At 65.4% G+C, this 19,309-nt stretch carries 19 protein-coding genes and 1 tRNA gene; 12 read left to right on the forward strand and 8 right to left on the reverse strand.

The annotated features are described in order from the left end of the window. The first annotated feature begins 58 nt into the window (after positions 1–58). Together ACEN9N_RS18005 and ACEN9N_RS18010 are read left to right on the forward strand one after the other, a co-directional pair. Positions 59–727 (forward strand): RNA pyrophosphohydrolase, encoded by a 669-nt coding sequence (locus tag ACEN9N_RS18005; RefSeq protein WP_007833253.1) that lies wholly within the window; start codon positions 59–61, stop codon positions 725–727. A 91-nt stretch (positions 728–818) separates the two neighbouring features. Continuing rightward, the gene (locus tag ACEN9N_RS18010; RefSeq protein ID WP_237726091.1) at positions 819–1,268 is read left to right on the forward strand and encodes a CNP1-like family protein; all 450 of its coding nucleotides are present in this window, start codon (positions 819–821) and stop codon (positions 1,266–1,268) included. A gap of 41 nt (positions 1,269–1,309) precedes the next feature. On the opposite strand, the gene proB is transcribed toward ACEN9N_RS18010, so the two are convergent. The 4 genes from proB to rplU all read right to left on the reverse strand — a co-directional run bounded on the left by proB (position 1,310) and on the right by rplU (position 4,260). Continuing rightward, a complete protein-coding gene (gene proB, locus ACEN9N_RS18015) occupies positions 1,310–2,449 on the reverse strand; it encodes a glutamate 5-kinase (protein WP_042673374.1) in 1,140 nt (379 codons plus the stop codon). Positions 2,450–2,527: 78 nt separating this feature from the next. Beyond that, positions 2,528–3,604 (reverse strand): Obg family GTPase CgtA, encoded by a 1,077-nt coding sequence (gene cgtA, locus ACEN9N_RS18020; protein ID WP_413314778.1) that lies wholly within the window; start codon positions 3,602–3,604, stop codon positions 2,528–2,530. A gap of 71 nt (positions 3,605–3,675) precedes the next feature. After that, entirely contained in the window at positions 3,676–3,936 is a 261-nt protein-coding gene (gene rpmA / locus ACEN9N_RS18025) for a 50S ribosomal protein L27 (protein ID WP_007833244.1), read from the reverse strand. A gap of 12 nt (positions 3,937–3,948) precedes the next feature. Further along, positions 3,949–4,260, reverse strand: coding sequence for a 50S ribosomal protein L21 (gene rplU, locus ACEN9N_RS18030; RefSeq protein ID WP_007833243.1), 312 nt, complete (start codon positions 4,258–4,260; stop codon positions 3,949–3,951). A 191-nt stretch (positions 4,261–4,451) separates the two neighbouring features. On the opposite strand from rplU, the gene ACEN9N_RS18035 reads away from it, so the two are divergent. From ACEN9N_RS18035 to ACEN9N_RS18080, 10 genes are all read left to right on the forward strand, one after another. Further along, on the forward strand, positions 4,452–5,444 hold the full coding sequence (locus ACEN9N_RS18035; RefSeq protein WP_495656398.1) for a polyprenyl synthetase family protein: 993 nt from the start codon (positions 4,452–4,454) through the stop codon (positions 5,442–5,444). 53 nt (positions 5,445–5,497) lie between these two features. Continuing rightward, positions 5,498–5,574: transfer RNA gene (locus ACEN9N_RS18040), tRNA-Pro, on the forward strand. Between the two features lie 113 nt (positions 5,575–5,687). Continuing rightward, positions 5,688–7,421 (forward strand): type IV-A pilus assembly ATPase PilB, encoded by a 1,734-nt coding sequence (pilB, locus tag ACEN9N_RS18045; protein ID WP_413314776.1) that lies wholly within the window; start codon positions 5,688–5,690, stop codon positions 7,419–7,421. Positions 7,422–7,449: 28 nt separating this feature from the next. After that, on the forward strand, positions 7,450–8,679 hold the full coding sequence (locus tag ACEN9N_RS18050; RefSeq protein WP_007833240.1) for a type II secretion system F family protein: 1,230 nt from the start codon (positions 7,450–7,452) through the stop codon (positions 8,677–8,679). Beyond that, the gene (locus ACEN9N_RS18055; protein ID WP_056594048.1) at positions 8,679–9,644 is read left to right on the forward strand and encodes a prepilin peptidase; all 966 of its coding nucleotides are present in this window, start codon (positions 8,679–8,681) and stop codon (positions 9,642–9,644) included. Before ACEN9N_RS18050 ends, ACEN9N_RS18055 begins: the two co-directional genes overlap by 1 nt. A gap of 8 nt (positions 9,645–9,652) precedes the next feature. Next, positions 9,653–10,261 carry a dephospho-CoA kinase gene (coaE, locus tag ACEN9N_RS18060; protein ID WP_007833238.1) on the forward strand — a complete coding sequence of 203 codons (609 nt, stop codon included), beginning with the start codon at positions 9,653–9,655 and terminating at the stop codon, positions 10,259–10,261. Positions 10,262–10,330: 69 nt separating this feature from the next. Continuing rightward, a complete protein-coding gene (locus tag ACEN9N_RS18065; protein WP_495654190.1) occupies positions 10,331–11,824 on the forward strand; it encodes an MBOAT family O-acyltransferase in 1,494 nt (497 codons plus the stop codon). Between the two features lie 161 nt (positions 11,825–11,985). Further along, positions 11,986–13,020, forward strand: a complete 1,035-nt coding sequence (locus ACEN9N_RS18070; protein ID WP_007833234.1) for a hypothetical protein — start codon at positions 11,986–11,988, stop codon at positions 13,018–13,020. Positions 13,021–13,050: 30 nt separating this feature from the next. Next, entirely contained in the window at positions 13,051–13,806 is a 756-nt protein-coding gene (gene zapD / locus ACEN9N_RS18075; RefSeq protein ID WP_495654191.1) for a cell division protein ZapD, read from the forward strand. Beyond that, a complete protein-coding gene (locus tag ACEN9N_RS18080) occupies positions 13,803–14,015 on the forward strand; it encodes a DNA gyrase inhibitor YacG (protein ID WP_007833230.1) in 213 nt (70 codons plus the stop codon). The genes zapD and ACEN9N_RS18080 overlap by 4 nt, the downstream gene beginning before the upstream one ends. A gap of 12 nt (positions 14,016–14,027) precedes the next feature. Here the strand turns inward: ACEN9N_RS18080 and ACEN9N_RS18085 are convergent, their stop codons facing one another. Genes ACEN9N_RS18085 through ACEN9N_RS18100 form a run of 4 tightly spaced genes read right to left on the reverse strand, consistent with a single transcriptional unit; the run spans position 14,028 to position 19,305 of the window. Beyond that, positions 14,028–15,998, reverse strand: coding sequence for an acyltransferase family protein (locus ACEN9N_RS18085; RefSeq protein ID WP_495654192.1), 1,971 nt, complete (start codon positions 15,996–15,998; stop codon positions 14,028–14,030). A gap of 17 nt (positions 15,999–16,015) precedes the next feature. Next, positions 16,016–17,983, reverse strand: coding sequence for an acyltransferase family protein (locus tag ACEN9N_RS18090; RefSeq protein ID WP_495656399.1), 1,968 nt, complete (start codon positions 17,981–17,983; stop codon positions 16,016–16,018). A 3-nt stretch (positions 17,984–17,986) separates the two neighbouring features. After that, a complete protein-coding gene (locus tag ACEN9N_RS18095) occupies positions 17,987–18,433 on the reverse strand; it encodes an NUDIX domain-containing protein (protein ID WP_413314772.1) in 447 nt (148 codons plus the stop codon). Then, complete coding sequence (locus ACEN9N_RS18100; RefSeq protein ID WP_042673371.1) at positions 18,430–19,305, reverse strand: ATP-binding protein; 876 nt, start codon at positions 19,303–19,305, stop codon at positions 18,430–18,432. Before ACEN9N_RS18100 ends, ACEN9N_RS18095 begins: the two co-directional genes overlap by 4 nt. Between the last annotated feature and the right edge of the window lie 4 nt (positions 19,306–19,309).

Below are 19,309 nucleotides of genomic sequence, written 5' to 3' on the forward strand. Positions count from 1 at the left end.
CTTGCCGACGGCAACCCGGCATGCATAATCGACTCAGTTCAAAAATTGGGGTTTGATTATGCTCGACCGGGACGGCTTCAGGCCCAACGTCGGCATCATCCTGCTCAACCAGAGAAACCAGGTTTTCTGGGGCAAGCGCATACGCACGCATTCCTGGCAGTTTCCGCAAGGCGGCATCGACCGCGGCGAAAGTCCCGAGCAAGCCATGTTCCGGGAACTGCACGAGGAAGTCGGGCTCCATCCGGAGCATGTGCGCATCGTGGCCCGTACCCGCGACTGGTTGCGCTACGAGGTGCCGGATCGGTTCATCCGCCGTGACGCACGGGGCCACTACAAGGGCCAGAAACAAATCTGGTATTTGCTGCAACTCACCGGCCACGACTGGGATCTCAACCTGCGTGCCACCGACCATCCCGAATTCGACGCCTGGCGCTGGCATGACTACTGGGTGCCGCTCGACGTGGTCGTCGAGTTCAAGCGCGGCGTCTATGAGATGGCGCTGACCGAGCTTGCTCGCTACCTGCCACGGCAGGATTTCCGCAACCGCTTCCTGCGCAGCAACGTGCGCGCCCGAGAATTCGAGCGCCATTCGCTGGACGCCGGGGCGCCTCCCGGACTGGACCTGCCGCCCGGCGGCAGTTTCGATCCGCATCCCGACATTCCTTCTGCGAGCGATGAACCTCCTGTCCACGACAACAAAGCGCCGTTCCTTCCGACGCAACGCTGAACGCGCCCTTCTTCTGGCCTGCTTCGGCATCCTTGCGGGATGCGCCTCGGGGCCGCACGACACGGACAATCCCGACTGGGCCCAGGGGGGCATGCCGCTGCCGCCCAAGCGCTACGAGACGGACAAGGAGTGGGAGGAAACCGCAACGCCCCCACCGCCGGCCTTCAGCGAAAGCCGCCTGCTGCCGATCGAAATGCCGCCGTACATGAGCTTGAAGTTCGGCATCGACCCGAACACGATCGCGATCACGGGCGACGGCATCGTGCGCTACGTGGTGGTGGCGCACAACCGCAATGGCGGCGCCGTCAATGCCTTCTATGAAGGCGTGCGCTGCTCGACCGCGGAAATGAAGAGCTATGCGCGCTACAACAACGGCGCCTGGCAAGACGTCGCCAAGCCCGAGTGGAAGCGCCTGAACGACCTGAATTCGAGCTACACCCGGGCGCTGTCGCGCCAGGCCCTGTGCCGCGGCAATGCGCCCCGCGCCTCGATCGGGGAAATGGTCCAGAACATACGCAACCCGATACGGGAAGTGCAGTAGTCAATCCATCAACGGGGCTTTGCGCCCCGTTGTTGTTTTCATCAGTTGGGCATCAGCACCATGTTGTCGCGATGGACCATCTCCGGCTCCGCGACATAGCCCAGCAGGCGCTCGAATTCGCTCGAGGGCTTGCGGCACAGCAGGCGCGCTTCCACGCTCGAATAGTTGGCCAGGCCCCGGGCCAGTTCGACGCCATCGACGTCGCGCACCGCAATCACGTCGCCGCGCGAGAACTCGCCCGAGACGCTGGTCATGCCGATCGGCAGCAGGCTCTTGCCTTCGGTCCGCACCTTGGCGGCAGCGCCCGCGTCGACAACGACGGCGCCGCGCAGTTGCAGGTGATCGGCCATCCAGCGCTTGCGGGCCTGGTGCTTGGCTGTCTGCGCCACCAGCAGCGTACCGATGGACTCGCCTCGTGCCAGGCGCAGCAGGGCATCGGACTCGCGCCCCCAGGCGATGACGGTGGAGGCGCCCGAGCCGGCCGCGCGCTTGGCCGCAAGAATCTTGGTGATCATTCCGCCGCGGCCGATGCTGGAGCCGGCGCCGCCCGCCATGGCCTCGAGCGCCGGGTCGCCGGCGGCGGCTTCGTGCACGAACTTCGCGTCGGCGTCCTTGCGCGGGTCGGCCGTGTACAGGCCCTTCTGGTCCGTGAGGATGACCAGTGCGTCGGCCTCGACGAGGTTCGCCACGAGCGCGCCGAGCGTGTCGTTGTCGCCGAACTTGATCTCGTCGTTGACGACGGTGTCGTTCTCGTTGATGACCGGCACCACGCCCAGCTTGAGCAGCGTGACCAGCGTCGAACGGGCATTGAGGTAGCGCTCGCGATCGGCCAGGTCGGCATGGGTCAGCAGCACCTGCGCACTGCCTATCTCGTTTTCGCGCAGCTTGGTTTCGTACATCTGGGCCAGGCCCATCTGCCCCACAGCCGCGGCGGCCTGCAGTTCATGGACCTCGTGCGGCCGGGTTCGCCAGCCGAGACGCTTCATGCCTTCGGCGATCGCTCCGCTCGACACCATGACGACCTCGCGGCCCTCGCGCACCAGCGCGGCCAGTTGCCGGCACCATTCGCCGATGGCTGCCTCGTCGAGGCCGCGCCCCTCGTTGGTCACGAGGCTGGAGCCCACCTTGACGACGATACGGCGGGCATCCCGCAAGGCTGTGGATCCGGAGTTCGAGGTCATTTTGCGGTGAATGCTGCGAGGTTGCTTTTGTCTGTCTATCTGTCCGTTGGCAGCATCACGGGCAATGCTGCGGTGCCGCTAAGCGCCCTCGGGAGGCAGCGGCGTGAAGCGCGGGTCGACGACCACCGGCGCATGCTCGGCCACCTGCTGCGCCTTGACCTGCTGATAGATGGCCTGCACCAGATGTTCGCAGCCTTCGCGCGTGAGCGCCGAGATTTCGAACACCGGCCCCTTGAAGCGCAGGCGCTTCACGAAGTCCTTGACGCGCGCTGCGCGTTCGTCGGCCGGCACCATGTCGAGCTTGTTGAGCACGAGCCAGCGCGGCTTTTCGTAGAGTGCGGCGTCGTACTTCTTGAGCTCGCCGACGATGGCCTTGGCCTGTGCGACCGGGTCGACGTTGTCGTCGAACGGCGCCATGTCGATCACATGCAGCAGCAGGCGCGTGCGCTGCAGGTGCCGCAGGAAGAGATGGCCCAGGCCTGCGCCTTCGGAAGCGCCTTCGATCAGGCCGGGAAGGTCTGCCACCACGAAGCTCTGTTCCGGGCCCACGCGCACGACGCCCAGGTTCGGGTGCAGCGTGGTGAAGGGATAGTCCGCGATGCGCGGGCGGGCGTTCGAAATCGCGCTGATCAGCGTCGACTTGCCTGCGTTCGGCATGCCGAGCAGGCCGACATCGGCCAGCACCTTGAGTTCGAGCTTGAGGCTGCGCTTCTCGCCGGGCCAGCCCGGGGTCTTCTGGCGCGGCGCGCGGTTGATGGCGCTCTTGAAGCGCATGTTTCCGAAGCCGCCGTCGCCGCCCTTGGCGATGGTGATGACCTCGCCCTCCTTCAACAGCTCGAACAGCACTTCGCCCGTTTCGGCGTCGGAGATGATCGTGCCAACCGGCATCTTGAGCGTGATGTCGTCGCCAGCGGCACCGAACATGTCGGAGCCCATGCCGTGCTCGCCGCGCTTGGCTTCGTGCCGGCGCGAGTAGCGAAAGTCGACCAGGGTGTTGAGGTTCGAGTCGGCCACCGCGAACACGTGGCCGCCACGGCCGCCGTCGCCGCCGTTGGGGCCGCCGAATTCCTTGTACTTCTCATGACGGAACGACACGCAGCCGTTGCCGCCATCGCCCGCGGCGATGTCGATGAAGGCTTCGTCGACGAACTTCATGGGATGTCCAGTTTACAAATGAAGAAGCCCCGGCAATGCGGGGCCTCGGGCAGTTCGAAGTGACTCGAGGCTTACGCCGCGGGGGTCACGTTGACCGTGTGCTTGTTGAGTGCACCCTTGTGACCGAACGACACGTGGCCGTCGACCAGGGCAAACAGCGTGTGGTCCTTGCCCACGCCGACGTTCACGCCGGGATGGAACTGGGTGCCGCGCTGGCGCACGATGATCGAGCCTGCGCTGATCAGTTCGCCGCCGAAAGCCTTCACGCCGAGCATCTTGGGCTTGGAATCGCGCCCGTTTCGCGTTGAGCCGCCGCCTTTTTTCTGTGCCATGGAATGTGCTCCTTAGCCGGCGATCGCGCCGATTTGCAGTTCGGTGAACTGCTGGCGATGGCCTTGACGTTTCTGATAGTGCTTGCGACGGCGCATCTTGAAGATGTGCACCTTGTCGTGCTTGCCGTGCGACAGTACCGTGACTGTCACCGTTGCGCCGGACACCAGGGGCGTGCCAACCTTGATTTCAGCGCCGTTTCCGACGGCCAGAACCTGGTCGATCACGATTTCCTGGCCTACGTCCGCAGCAATCTGTTCTACTTTAATTTTTTCGCCGGAAGCAACGCGATACTGCTTGCCGCCGGTTTTTATGACCGCGTACATGTAAACCTCTTAGAAATGAGTCTCCGCAGCGAATTCCGCAGAGCCCAAGATTATAGCGCGGTTTGTGCTTGCTAACCACTTCCAGCCCAACGCGCTCCCGGCAAACCTTGGCGGCTCCCTATAATTTGCGCCTTCCGCCCCTTCCCCAGCCTGGGTCGCCCTCATCCTCCGCAGCGCTCCGCGCCTCCGCTTTGCCAGTTCCCGCCGCCGACACCTCCCCCACCGCCACCGTGCTGGACCTGATTGCCGGCGACATGGTCGAAGTCGACCGTGTGATCGCCCGCCGCCTCGACACGGGCGTGCCGCTGGTCAGCCAAGTTTCAAGATACATCATCTCGGCTGGCGGCAAGCGCCTGCGGCCGGCGCTCCTGCTGCTGATGTCGGGCGCCTTGGGCTATACGGGCGAGCAGCGCTTCAATCTGGCGGCCGTCGTGGAGTTCATCCACACAGCCACCCTGCTGCACGACGACGTGGTCGATGAATCGACCCTTCGGCGCGGCCGGGCGACTGCCAACGAATCGTTCGGCAACCCGGCCAGCGTGCTGGTCGGCGACTTTCTCTATTCGCGCGCGTTCCAGATGATGTTGGATGCCAACAACATGCGCATCATGCAGATCCTGGCTGAAGCAACCAACGTGATCGCCGAGGGCGAGGTGCTCCAGCTGATGAACATGCACGACGCATCGCTGGATGAGGCCGCCTATCTGCGCGTGATCCGCTCCAAGACCGCGAAGCTGTTTGAAGCCAGCACCCGCCTGGCGGCCGTGCTGGCGGGCGCCACCGCCGAAGTGGAGGAAGCCTGCGCCACTTACGGACAGGCGCTCGGCACCGCCTTCCAGGTGATCGACGACGTACTGGACTACGCGGGCGATGCCAACGAGACAGGAAAGAACGTCGGCGACGACCTGCGCGAAGGCAAGACCACGCTGCCGCTCATCTTCGCGATGCAGCACGGAACCCCGGCGCAGAGCGAACTGGTGCGCGCCGCCATCGAAGCGGGCGACACCGCCCAGCTGGGCAAGGTCGTCGAGATCGTGCGCGAAACCGGCGCCCTTGCTGCCTCGCGCGCCGCCGCCGCCGCCGAGGCACAGCGAGCAATTCATGCATTGAAGGGCCTCCCGTCCAATTTGCATGCTTCAGGTTTGCTACAATTGGCGGCTCAGTTGCTTGAGCGACGTGCCTGAACACCTCACCTGAGTTGGCATCTAGGACGATTTCTCTTTTTTCTTGCAACCATCGGGGTGTAGCTTAGCCTGGTAGAGCGCTACGTTCGGGACGTAGAGGCCGGAGGTTCGAATCCTCTCACCCCGACCAGCCATTGGCTGGCATAAATAAATGGCCATGCCTGTTGCTGTGTAGCGATTTACAGCAAAGGACTGTTCAGCGATGATCGTGAAGCATTTTTTCACATCTTTTTCATCCGTTGAATGGCCGCAGCCGAACTTCCAGTTAAAGAAACCTCGCAGATTGCCCTCCCAGGGCTTGCACGCGCCCTGGTGTCGGCAGGCAAGCTTCCTGCCAGGGTGGCCGAGGACATCTACCAGAAGTCCCTGAGCGGCCGCACCAGCTTCATCGCGGAGCTGACCGGCTCTGGCGCCGTCTCGGCCGCCGATCTCGCCCACACCCTTTCCACCGCCTTCGGCGCCCCGCTGCTCGACCTCGACGCAATCGATCCCCAGCGCCTGCCCAAGGACCTGCTCGACCCGAAGCTGTGCCATGCGTACCGCATCGTCGTCCTCAGCAAGCGCAACAACCGTCTGATTGTTGCAACAGCCGACCCCTCGGACCAACAGGCGGCAGAGAAGATCAAGTTCGCTTCCCAGATGGGCGTCGACTGGGTCATCGCGGAATACGACAAGCTGTCGCGAATGATCGAAGCCGCCGCCGTCAGTGCAGCGGAAACGATCAACAACATCGTCGGCAGCGAGTTCGAGTTCGACGACGTCACGGCCGACACCTCGGGTGACAGCAACGAGCAGGCGGTCGCCGAAGTCGAAGACGCGCCGGTCGTGCGCTTTCTCCACAAGATGCTGCTCGACGCGATCGGCATGCGCGCATCGGACATCCATTTCGAGCCCTACGAGCACCAGTACCGCGTACGGTTCCGGATCGACGGCGAGCTGCGCGAAATCGCCAGCCCGCCCACCGTCATCAAGGACAAGCTGGCGTCGCGCATCAAGGTCATCTCGCGGCTCGACATCTCGGAGAAGCGCGTGCCGCAGGACGGCCGCATGAAGCTCAAGATCGGGCCCGATCGCGTCATCGACTTCCGCGTGAGCACTTTGCCCACGCTGTTCGGCGAGAAGATCGTCATTCGTGTCCTTGACCCCAGCAGCGCGCGCCTGGGCATCGACGCTCTGGGCTACGACGCAGACGAAAAGGAACGGCTCCTTCACGCCATCGGCCGGCCCTACGGCATGGTCCTGGTGACCGGTCCCACGGGCTCCGGCAAGACGGTGTCGCTCTACACCTGCCTGAACCTGCTGAACCAGCCGGGCGTCAACATCGCGACGGCGGAAGATCCGTCGGAAATCAACCTGCCCGGCGTCAACCAGGTCAACGTCAACGAACGGGCGGGACTGACCTTCGCGGCCGCGCTGCGCGCCTTCCTGCGGCAGGATCCGGACATCATCATGGTCGGCGAAATCCGCGACCTCGAAACCGCCGACATCTCGATCAAGGCCGCGCAAACGGGCCACCTGGTGCTCTCCACGCTGCACACCAACGACGCGCCGACGACGCTCACGCGGATGCGCAACATGGGTATCGCGCCGTTCAACATCGCATCGAGCGTGATCCTGATTACCGCGCAGCGCCTGACCCGCCGGCTGTGCACCCTCTGCCGCATGCCGGCCGACGTTCCGCGCGAAACGCTGCTCGACGCAGGGTTCAGGGAAGAAGATCTGGACGGCACCTGGAAGCCCTACCGCCCCGTCGGCTGCTCCGCCTGCAACGGCGGCTACAAGGGCCGCGTGGGCATCTACCAGGTGATGCCGATCTCGGAAGCCATCCAGGAAATCATCCTGCGCGACGGCAGCGCGCTCGACATCGCTCAGCAGTCCGAAAAAGAAGGCGTGCGTTCGCTGCGCCAGTCGGGTCTGCGAAAAGTCATGCAAGGTCTCACTTCGCTGGAAGAAGTGGTGGCCTGCACCAACGAATAACGAACACACACTGAGAACCGGAGATCGAATGGCAACAGTGGCATCCACCCGCTCCCAGCCCACGCACAAGGAATTTGTCTTCGAATGGGAAGGCAAGGACCGCAACGGCAAGGCGGTGCGCGGCGAACTTCGGGCCGCCGGCGAAAACCAGGTACAGGCTGCACTGCGCCGCCAGGGCGTGCTCGCCTCCAAGATCAAGAAGCGCCGCATGCGCTCCGGCAAGGCGATCAAGCCCAAGGACATCGCCATCTTCACGCGCCAGCTGGCGACCATGATGAAGGCCGGCGTGCCCTTGATGCAGTCCTTCGACATCGTCGGGCGCGGCAATGCGAACGCGAGCGTGGCCAAGCTGCTCAACGACATCCGCAGCGACGTGGAAACCGGCACCTCGCTGTCGGCCGCCTTCCGCAAGTTCCCGAAGTATTTCGACAACCTCTACTGCAACCTGGTGGAGGCCGGCGAAGCGGCCGGTATTCTGGAAGACCTGCTGGACCGCCTTGCCACGTACATGGAGAAGACCGAGGCGATCAAATCCAAGATCAAGTCGGCGTTGATGTACCCGACCTCGGTGGTGGTCGTGGCCTTTGTGGTAGTCGCGATCATCATGATCTTCGTGATTCCCGCGTTCAAGCAGGTGTTCACCTCGTTCGGGGCCGACCTTCCCGCACCAACGCTGTTCGTGATGGCCATGAGCGAATTCTTCGTCTCGTACTGGTGGCTGATCTTCGGCGGCATCGGCGGCGGCCTCTACTTCTTCATGCAGGCGTGGAAGCGCAACGAGCGCGTGCAGAAGGTCATGGACCGCCTGCTGCTTCGCATTCCGATCTTCGGCACCTTGATCGAGAAATCCTGCGTTGCACGCTGGACACGAACGCTTGCGACGATGTTCGCGGCGGGCGTCCCCCTCGTCGAAGCCCTCGACTCGGTGGGCGGCGCCTCGGGCAACAGTGTCTATGGCGACGCCACGGCGAAGATCCAGCAGGAGGTTTCCACGGGCACCAGCCTGACCTCGGCCATGACCAACGCCAACCTGTTCCCGTCGATGGTGATCCAGATGACCGCGATTGGCGAGGAATCGGGCTCCATCGACCACATGCTGGGCAAGGCCGCCGACTTCTACGAATCGGAAGTGGACGACATGGTCGCGGGCCTCTCGAGCCTGATGGAACCCATCATCATCGTGTTCCTCGGCACCATCATCGGCGGCATCGTGGTGTCGATGTACCTGCCCATCTTCAAGCTCGGCCAGGTCGTCTGATGCTCGTTTCGAGGGAGTTCGACACCGCGTTCGCCGGTGTGCTGGGGCTATTGATCGGCAGTTTCATGAACGTCGTCATCTACCGCACACCGGTGATGATGTATCGCGACTGGCTCGCCGATGCCGTTGCCAACCTCATGCCGTCGAAGGATGCGCCCTCGCTGTGGTCGCTGGCCTTCGGTCCAAAGGTGTCGCCTCCCGCGGGGCTGGAAGCGGCTGCCGACAAGGCCGCCGCAGTCCTCGAAGCGCAGCCCCCTTTCGACCTGACCCGCCCCGCATCGCGCTGCGGAAACTGCGGGCACAAGATCCGCTGGTACGAGAACATCCCCGTGCTGAGCTATCTCGTGCTGCGCGGGCGCTGCGCGTCTTGCAAGACTTCGATCAGTCCTCGCTACCCGCTGGTCGAACTGGTCACGGGCGCGCTGTTCGCGCTCTGCGCCTGGCGTTTCGGCATCACACCGGCCGGGGTGCTCTGGGCCGCATTCGGCGCCCTGCTGATCTGCCAGTTCCTGATCGATTTCGACACCCAGTTCCTGCCCGACTCGCTCAACTACCCCCTGCTCTGGCTCGGCCTGGTGGGTGCGGCCATGGGCTGGACCGGCGTGCCGCTGAGCTCTGCCGTCTGGGGTGCCGTGTTCGGCTACCTGAGCCTCTGGCTTGTGTACCATGGCTTTCGCCTGGTTACGGGCAAGGAAGGCATGGGCTATGGAGACTTCAAACTGCTCGCCGCGCTGGGCGCCTGGCTCGGCGCCGACTACCTCATCGCGATCATCCTCGTCTCTTCTCTGGTGGGCGCGGTGATCGGTGTGACGCTGCGCGTCGCCGGCAAACTGGCGCACAAGGACATTCCCATCGCCTTCGGCCCCTTCCTGGCCGGCGCGGGCCTCGTCTGCCTCGTGGCGGGCCCCGAAATCGTGAGGCAATGGATTCCGTTCGCCTTTCCCCTCGGCGCACTGATCCATTGACACACCGCATGGTGCGGCGCATCGGCCTGACGGGCGGTATCGGAAGCGGCAAGAGTACCGTCGCGGGGCTGTTGGTCGCCCAGGGGGCGGTGCTGGTGGACACCGACGCCATCGCGCGAGCCATCGCGCTCCCGGGCGGCATTGCCATGCCGGCCCTCGAAGCCGCTTTCGGCGCCGAAATCATTGCCCCCGACGGTGGCCTGGACAGGGCCGCCATGCGGCAGATCGTGTTCGCGGATGCAGGCGCCAAGGCCCGCCTCGAATCCATCCTCCACCCCTTGATCGGCGCCGAAACGCAGCGCCTGGCCGCGGCCGCCGGCGAGGACGCGGTCGTCGTGTTCGATGTTCCCCTGCTCGTTGAATCCGGCCGCTGGCGCGCCCTCGTCGACCGGGTGCTGGTGGTCGACGCCACCGAGGAAACGCAGCTGAAACGCGTCGTCGCACGCTCGGGTTGGGCACCCGAAGCGGTCAAGGCGGTGATTGCCCAGCAGGCCACGCGCCCGGCACGCCGGGCCGCCGCCGATGCGGTCATTTTCAACGAGTCCCTGACGCTGGAGGAACTCGGCCAGCAGGTTCAGGGTCTCTGGGAACGGTGGATTCGGGCAGGCACGCGATAATTTGGCGTTGACGCCGCGACGGCTACACGACGACCACGTCAAACGGCGCACGCCTCAGCGCCCCTCACGATGCTTTTCAATTCGTATTCCTTCATCTTCGTTTTCTTCCCGCTGGTCCTGATCGGCTTCTTCCTGATCGGTACGCGCAGCCCCCGGTCGGCGGCGGGTTTCCTGGCACTGGCATCACTGTTCTTCTACGGGTGGTGGAGCGTCAAGGCACTGCCCCTCCTGCTGGGGTCGATCTGCATCAACTACTGGTTCGGGCTGCGGCTGACGCCTTCTCCGGGCCGCGAGGACAAGCATCGCAAGGCCTTGCTGATCATCGCGCTGGTGCTCAACCTCGGGGTGCTGGCCGTCTTCAAGTACGCCAACTTCTTCCTGGAAAACGTCGATGCCGGCTTGGCGGCTGCGGGCTTCTCGCAGATCGATCTGGTGCACATCGTGCTGCCGATCGGCATCTCGTTCTACACGTTCACGCAGATCGCCTTTCTGGTCGACTGCTGGCAGGGCAAGGTGCACGAGCGCAGCTTTGTCCACTACGCGCTGTTCGTGACCTATTTCCCGCACCTGATCGCGGGCCCGGTGCTGCATCACGCGCAGATGATGCCGCAGTTCAACAATCCGGCCACCTACCGGTTCAACGCGAACAACGTGGCGCTCGGACTGGGCATCTTCGTCTTCGGCCTGGCCAAGAAGATGCTGATCGCCGACCCGCTGGGGCAGTACGCCGACATGATGTTCAAGGGCGTGCACGAAGGCGTGATGCCCTCGCTGTACACGGCCTGGTTCGGTGTGCTGGCCTACACGCTGCAGATCTATTTCGACTTCTCGGGCTACTCCGACATGGCGGTGGGCCTGTCGCTGTGCGTGGGCGTGCAGCTGCCGCTCAACTTCAGGTCGCCCTACAAGTCGACCAACATGATCGAGTTCTGGCGGCGCTGGCACATCTCGCTGTCGACTTTCCTGCGCGACTATCTCTACGTGCCGCTCGGCGGCAACCGCAAGGGCCCGGCGCGGCGCTACATCAATCTCTTTCTCACGATGCTGCTGGGCGGCCTGTGGCACGGCGCGGCCTGGACCTTCGTCATCTGGGGCGCGCTGCATGGCGCGTACCTGATGGTCAACCACTTCTGGAACGCGAAGGTCCGGCGCGGCAAGACCGGAAGCACGGTGCTCGGCCGCGTGGCCGGCTGGTTCATCACCTTCCTGTGCGTCATGATCGCCTGGGTGGTGTTCCGGGCCGACAGCATGACGGCCGCCGTCGAGATCTACAAGGGCATGCTGGGCCTGCACGGCGCGCCCGTGTCGGCCTTCAGCGAATTCCGCGTACCGTTCCGCAAGCCCGAGTTCTTCCAGACCGTCTTCGCCGGCCTGGTGATCTGCCTGGCGCTGCCGCCCACCATCACGCTCGACCGCTGGATTCCCAACGTCGCGGGCCTGGCCGGACGCCCCCGCCTCCAGCGCCTGGCCACCTGGGTCACGGGCCTGGGCTGCGTCTATCTTTTTGGCCTGTGCGTGTCGAAGTTCGGCAGCTACAGCCCGTTCCTCTATTTCCAGTTCTGAAATGAATCTCCCCCAGGCTTCGCGCACTTCGTGTCGCTTCTCCTACCCCCTCGCCGGGGGCGACGCCGGTGGCCCGGCAAAGCCGGTTCCACGGCGTCCCGCGAATGGAGCATGCCCGGTTCATGCGCTGGAGACCATTCGGAGTGCAGTGGAGAGCTGAGATGGAAGACACGAAATCGGCGAGGACCTGGCTTCGCATCTTCGCCGCGGGCTACCTGGTGTGCTGTGCGCTGCTGGTCGCCAGCCTCTTCACCCCCGTTCCCTACGGCGACCTGACCCGCATCGGCCGCATCTCGGAGCGCGAATTCGGCTGGCAAGTGCCACCGCCGCCGATTCCCGACGCCGACGTCAAGACCTGGCCAATCAACGAATCCGACATCCTGGTGATCGGCGACAGCTTCTCCGTGCGCTACGCCTGGCAGGCGTCCCTCGTGGGCGCAGGCTACAAGATGACGACCACCCACTGGGACAATCTCGGCGGCACGCTGTGCGACGACTTCCCGGGCTGGCTCGAGAAGTCGGGCTTCAAGGGCAAGGTCGTGATCGTCGAGAGCATCGAGCGCCTGCTGCAGGACCGCATCGAGAAGTCCGAGAGCTGCAAGGCGATGAAGCACGCCTTCAAGCCGACGCCGCCGCCGTTCGAGAACCCGGCCAGGCCCGCGCCCGGCTTCCAGCTCAACTGGGACGCCCAGCTGCTCAGCGGCTGGTTCACGTACCACAACACCAAGGCCATCCTGGCCTCCGACAGCTGGACCAACACGCCCGAGCGCTGGGGCCCGCTGATCGACGCGCGCGTGGTGCCCGATGGCTGCAAGCAGTTCAGCCACCGCGCCTGCGACAAACTGCTGATGACCGCCGAAGACCGCGTCAACGCGGCGCTGACAGCCGAGTCCGCGCAGTTCATGAAGCGCTTCGAGCGCACGGCCGCCCCCTACAAGGTGATGTGGATGGTCGTGCCCAACAAGACCACCGTGTATTTGCAACAAAACCATGCCGATGCATTCCGCGCCGCATTCAACCCGCAAAATATCGGGCCGGACCTGTTTGCGCTGGCCGAGCAGAACCGATTCAAGGTGAAGGATCTTTTCCCCGCCAACGAGACCCACGTTTCGACCCGGGGTTACATTCTTTTTGGGCAGCGTATGCTGGAGGCTGTGCGCGAGGTGTTCCCGCCACCGGTCGCCAAATCGCAATGAGCTCGAACCCGACGTGAAAAACCGATACGCGTGATCCTCTACGAGTACCCCTTCAACGAGCGCATCCGCACGTACCTGCGGCTCGAGCACCTGTTTCGCCGCCTCGGCGAGCTGGTGCCCGCTGAATCGCCGCTGTCCCATCACTACGCCCTGGTCACGATCTTCGAGATCATGGACGTCGCCGCGCGCGCCGACCTCAAGGCCGACGTGTTGCGCGACCTCGACAAGCACAAGAACGTCTTCAACAGCTACCGGGGTAATCCGGCCATCGCCGAGGCCGTGCTCGACCAGGTCGTCGGCCAGCTCGAAGGCAACTTCACCGCCCTCAACAGCGTGGCCGGCAAAGCCGGCCAGGCGCTGACCGAGAACGAGTGGCTCATGAGCATTCGCAGCCGCGCCGGCATTCCGGGCGGCACCTGCGAGTTCGACCTGCCCGCCTACTACGCCTGGCAGCACCGCCCCGCCGCCAGCCGCCGCGCCGATCTCGAACGCTGGTCGAACACCCTCTCACCGCTGGCCTCGTCGATCTACCTGCTGCTCAAGCTGCTGCGCGACGCCGACGTGCCCTACAAGGTGATCGCCAGCAACGGCCAGTTCCAGCAGAACCTGCCGCAGGGCCGCAGCTTCCAGCTGCTGCGCCTGCGCATCGACCCCAAGCTCGGCCTGATCCCTGAAATCAGCGGCAACCGCCTCATGGTCTCGGTGCGCCTGATGCACCACGACGCGGACGACCGCCTTCATCAAAGCTCGGACGACGCGCCTTTCGAGCTGACCCTCTGCGCATGACAACGCGGTTGAACAGCAAGGGCGAGCGGATCGTCCGCTGCCCCACATGCGGCGGCGACAGCATCTACGCGCCGAGCAACGCCTACAGGCCCTTCTGCAGCGCGCGCTGCAAGGGCGTCGACCTGGGCGCCTGGGCCAGCGAAGAATTCCGCATGCCGGCCGAAGCGCCACCGGACGACGAGCCTTTCGGCGACCCGAAGATCCAGTAGGCGGCCGCAGGACTACTTGCCGCCGGCGTCCTCGTCGAGCAATGCAGGGTCGACGTACGTCGCAAAGCTGCGTGCGTACCTGGGCCGAAGGTGGCCGATGTCCTTGTAGGCCGGCGAACCGTCGTCGGGCATGCTGCGAATGCACTGGCCGTCGGCGCACAGGCTCGCAAAAGGCTCGATGACCCGTGCGCCGTTGGCCTCGGCCACCTGCTTCAGCCGCGCGTTGAGCACGGCCTGGTCTTGCGGCATCGGGGCCTTGAGCTGTCCGCCGGCGGCCGTCATGCCCCCGAGCCGGCTGCCCTGGATCTGCTTGAGCGGATCGAAATCCATCCCGACCGGATTGCCGAGCACGAGGTAGACCGTCTTGTGCGCCGACAGGCGCTTCAGTACCTCGCCCAGCGACTTCAGCGACAGCTCGATGCCGTCCCCGTTGAGGAACGGGTGCACGGCCTTCCTGTCGTCCAGGAAGTAGTTCACCGTGGGCCCGGCGCCGGTGAAATAGCAGCTCCAGCAGCCCCCGATCACCACCGAATCGATGTCCGGCTTGAGCGCCAGGTCGAGCACGGCCTGGCGCCGCTCCTCGCATCCCGTGTCGGCGCTGCTGAACAGGCCGGGCACGGGCGGGCACGAGCCCTTGGTCGCAAAGTACACCGTGCGGGCCTTGCCGGGCTGCGTGCGCACCAGCTCGAGCGCGCGCGGTGCGTATTGCTCGACGTGGCTGTCGCCGATCAGCAGCACGTTGTGCCTGCCGCTGCCGGTGCGGTAGACGAACTGCCCGCCCAACGCGGTCTCCTCGAAGCCGCCGTAGTAGTTGTCTTCGCGCGTCGCGTCGGCCACCGCCTGCAGGGCCTGGCTGTCGTTGCGCGGAGGAGGCATGCCCAGGAAGACCAGCGCGCCGGCCAGCGCCAGCGCCGCGCCGCCGCCCGCCAGTCCGCGCAGCATGCCTTGCGAAAGATGAAGCTTGACGAAGCGCTCCAGGAAACGATAAGTGGCCCAGGCCAGCACCACCGCCGCCACCACCAGCACGACGCGCACCTGCAGCGGCGGCTCCCCGCCCGCCACGATGCGCGCATACGAAAGCAGCGGCCAGTGCCAGAGGTACAGCGGATAGCTGATCAGCCCGATCCACACCATGACGCGGTTCGACAGCAGATACCGGTTGAGCACGCCGTTGGGACCGGCGGCGATGCAGCTCACCGCGCCCAGCACCGGCAGCAGCGCCCACCAGCCCGGAAACGCCTTGGTGCTGCGCGTCATGAAGAGGCCGAGCACGATCAGGCCCATGCCGACGACGGACTGCACATGCTTCGTCCACGGACGCGGCTGCGCCGAACCATTGTTGGCGGCCTGCAGCCGCATCGCCGCCAGCAGGCCGCCGGCCATCAGCTCCCACGCGCGCGACAGCGGCGAATAGAACGCCGCCGCGCGGTGCGGCTGCACGGTCAGCACGTTGACCAGGAACGAGATCACCGCCACCGCCAGCGTCACGCGCAGCATCGGCCAGCGCCTGCGCCAGGCCAGCCCCAGCAGCAGAGGCCAGAAGATGTAGAACTGCTCCTCGATGCCCAGCGACCACAGATGCAACAGCGGCTTGGTCTCGGCCGTCGCATCGAAGTAGCCCGCCTCACCCAGGAAGACGAGGTTGGCAAAGAAGGCGGCCCCGCCGGTGGTCTGCTTGCCGAGCTGCGAGAACTCGCCCGGCAGCAGCACGTACCAGCCGAAAGTCAGCGTCGCGAGCAGCACCAGCACCAGCGCCGGAAAGATGCGCCGGATGCGCCGTGCATAGAAATCGCGGTAGCTGAAATCGCCCGCCGCCAGGCTCTGCAGAAGAATGGTCGTGATCAGGAAGCCCGAGATCACGAAGAAGATGTCGACCCCGATGAAGCCGCCCGGCAGCAGGCTCGGAAAGGCGTGGTACGCCAGCACCGAGCCCACCGCGATGGCACGCAGGCCGTCGATGTCGGGGCGGTACTTGGGATGCATGGTTGGCGAAGGCCCGCTCAGCGCGACGGCTGCTGCGCGGCAGGCGCGGTGCGCACCGTGCGGTCGAAGTAGCTCGCCTCTTCCCGGGTGTAGCGCGGACGCAGGTGGTCGGCGTCCTTGTAGGCGGGCGAACCGTCGGGCATCGTGCGCAGGCACTGGTCGGCCTTGCACAGCACCGCCATCGCGTCGATGGCTTCGGCCCCGCTCGCGGCTGCGATCGCGCGCAGCCGGTCATTGAGCTGCTTCTGGTCGGCCGGCAGCGGCGCCGTCGGTGTCGAGGTCATGACCTCCATGTGCGTCAGGCGGCTGCCCTCGATCAGGCGCTTCGGCGAAAACTCCGTGCCGGCGGGGTTGTCGAGCAGCAGGTAGACCTTCTTGCGGCGCGCCAGCTCGCGCAGCGTGAACTCCATCGAAGCCAGCGAACGCTCGATGCCGTCGCCGTTCTGGAACGGGTGGATCTTGTTGCTGCTGTCGCGGAAGTAGTAGTCGGTGGCGCCCTGGCCGACGAAGTAGCAGTTCCAGCAACCGCCGATCACCACCGAGTCGACCTCGGGGCCCAGCGCATAGGCCAGCATCGCGTCGCGCCGTTCGGCGCAGCCGATGTTCTTGTCCGCATACACGCCGGGCACCGCGGGGCAGGCGCCCTGGGTCGCGAACCAGGCCGACTTGCCTTCCATCGCCAGCGTGCGTGCGAGTTCCATCACGCGCGGCGCGTACTGCTGCACGTGGCTGTCGCCCAGGAACAGCACCCGCCTGGGCCCGCCACCGACCTTGTAGATCAGTTGCTCGCCGATCTGGTCGAGCTTGAAGCCCCCGTAGTAATCGGCGTCCAGCGTGGCGTTGGCCACGGTCTGCAGCTTGGGGCTGCTGTTGCGCGGCTCGGGCACGCCCAGGAAGATGGCGGCGCCCGCCACGGCCACCAGCACCATGCCGGCGCCCAGCGCCTTCAACGTGCCTGCACCCGGGCGATTCCTCGCGAAGCGCTCCACGAAGCGGTACGTCGCCCAGGCCAGCAGCACGCTCGCCACCAACGCGGCGGCGCGGTAGGCCGGCACCGGATGCAGCGGATCGGCTTCCACGATGCGCACGAACGCCAGCAGCGGCCAGTGCCACAGGTACAGCGGATAGCTGATGAGGCCGACCCACACCATCACGCGGTTCGACAGCAGGTATCTGTTCAGCACGCCGGCCGGCCCCGCGGCGATGCAGCTCACCGCGCCCAGCGTGGGCAGCAGCGCCCACCAGCCCGGGAACGCCTTGTTGCTGCGGATCATCACCAGCCCGAGCACGATCAGCCCGACGCCCAGCACCGATTGCACATGGCTGCGCCATGCACTCGGCGCTGGCGGCTTCAGCCGCATGCAGGCCAGGATGCCGCCGACCATCAGCTCCCAGAAGCGGGAGGCCGGCGAGTAGAACGACGCCGCCGGCAGCGGGTGCACCGTCGCCACGTTCACCACGAACGAGACCGCCGCCACCGCCAGCACCACGCGCACGATCGGCCAGCGCTTGCGCCATGCGAGCCCAAGCAGCAGTGGCCAGAAGATGTAGAACTGTTCCTCGATGCCCAGCGACCACAGGTGCAGCAGCGGCTTGGTTTCGGCGGCCGTGTCGAAGTAGCCCGATTCCCCCCAGAACACCAGGTTGGCGACGAACGCCGTGCCGCCCACGGTCTGCCTGCCCAGCTCGCCGAACTCGTCGGACAGCAGCAGGTACCAGCCGGCAAGCAGCGTTGCCAGCAACACCACGATCAGTGCCGGAAAGATCCGCCGGATGCGCCGCTCGTAGAAGTCGCGGTAGGTGAAGTCGCCCGCCGCGAGGCTTTGGAGAATGATGGTCGTGATCAGGAAACCCGAGATCACGAAGAAGATGTCGACCCCGACGAAACCGCCCATCAGCGTCTTCGGGAAGGCGTGATAGACCAGCACGGAGCCCACCGCGATGGCGCGCAGCCCGTCGATGTCCGGACGGTACTTGGGGTGCATCAATCAGGAAGCCGGCGCGACAACCGGCGGCGCCACGAACGGCAGGCCACGCTCTTCGCACAGCCACTGCAGCACCGGGAAGGCACCCGGCAGCACCGGCGCCACCTCCAGCGGCAGCTGTTGCCAGGCCATCTGCTGGCCCTCGCGCATCTCGAACTCGCCGCTCCAGGCCGTGACCTTGCACCAGTGCAGGCGCACCAGCGCATGCGGGTAGTCGTGCTCCGTGACCTTCCAGACTTCGGCGCCGTCGATGGTGATGCCGAGCTCTTCATGCAGCTCGCGCCGCAATGCCTCTTCGACCGTCTCGCCCGCCTCGATCTTGCCGCCGGGAAACTCCCAGTAGCCCGCATAGGCCTTGCCTTCGGGCCGGGTCGAGAGCAGCAGTGCGTCGTCGGACAGGCGGATCAGCACGCCAACCGCGACCTCGGTGTGCTTGCGCGCTTCGGTCACGCGTTGCTCCGGCCCGCGTAGTCGCGCGCGAACTGGTAGGCCACGCGGCCGCTGCGCGAGCCGCGCTCCAGCGCCCAGACCAGCGCCTCGGGCCGCGCGGCCTCGATGGCAGCCTTGTCCACGCCGAACGACGAGAGCCACTGCGCGACGATCGCCAGGTACTCGTTCTGGCTGAAGGGATAGAAACTCACCCAGAGGCCGAAGCGCTCCGACAGGGAGATCTTTTCCTCGATCACTTCGCCCGGATGCACCTCGCCATCCTCGGTGTGGGTGTACGAGAGGTTGTCCTTCATGTACTCGGGCAGCAGGTGGCGCCGGTTGCTGGTCGCGTAGATCAGCACGTTGGGCGTCGAGGCCGCGATCGAGCCGTCGAGGATCGACTTGAGCGCCTTGTAGCCCGGCTCGCCCTCGTCGAAGCTCAGGTCGTCGCTGAACACGATGAACTTCTCGGGCCGCTGCGAGACCACCTCGACGATGTCGGGCAGGTCGGTCAGTTCGGCCTTGTCGACCTCGATCAGGCGCAGGCCCTGCGGCGCGTAGGCCTGCAGGCAGGCGCGGATCAGCGACGACTTGCCCGTGCCCCGCGCGCCCGTCAGCAGCACGTTGTTGGCCGGCTTGCCTTCGACGAACTGGCGGGTGTTGCGCTCGATCTTTTCCTTCTGGACGTCGATTTCCTTCAGGCTGTCGAGTGCCATCGCGGCCACGTGCTTCACGGGCTCGAGCACGCCGTGGCCCGAGCTGCGGCGGCGGTAGCGCCAGGCGATCGACGCGTTCCAGTCGGCGGGCGCGGCCAGGGGCTGCGGCAGGATCGACTCGATGCGGCCGATCAGCTGTTCGGCGCGCTCGAGCAGCTTCTGGAACTGCTCGTTCATCTGC

This window comes from Variovorax sp. Varisp46 (genome assembly GCF_059491885.1).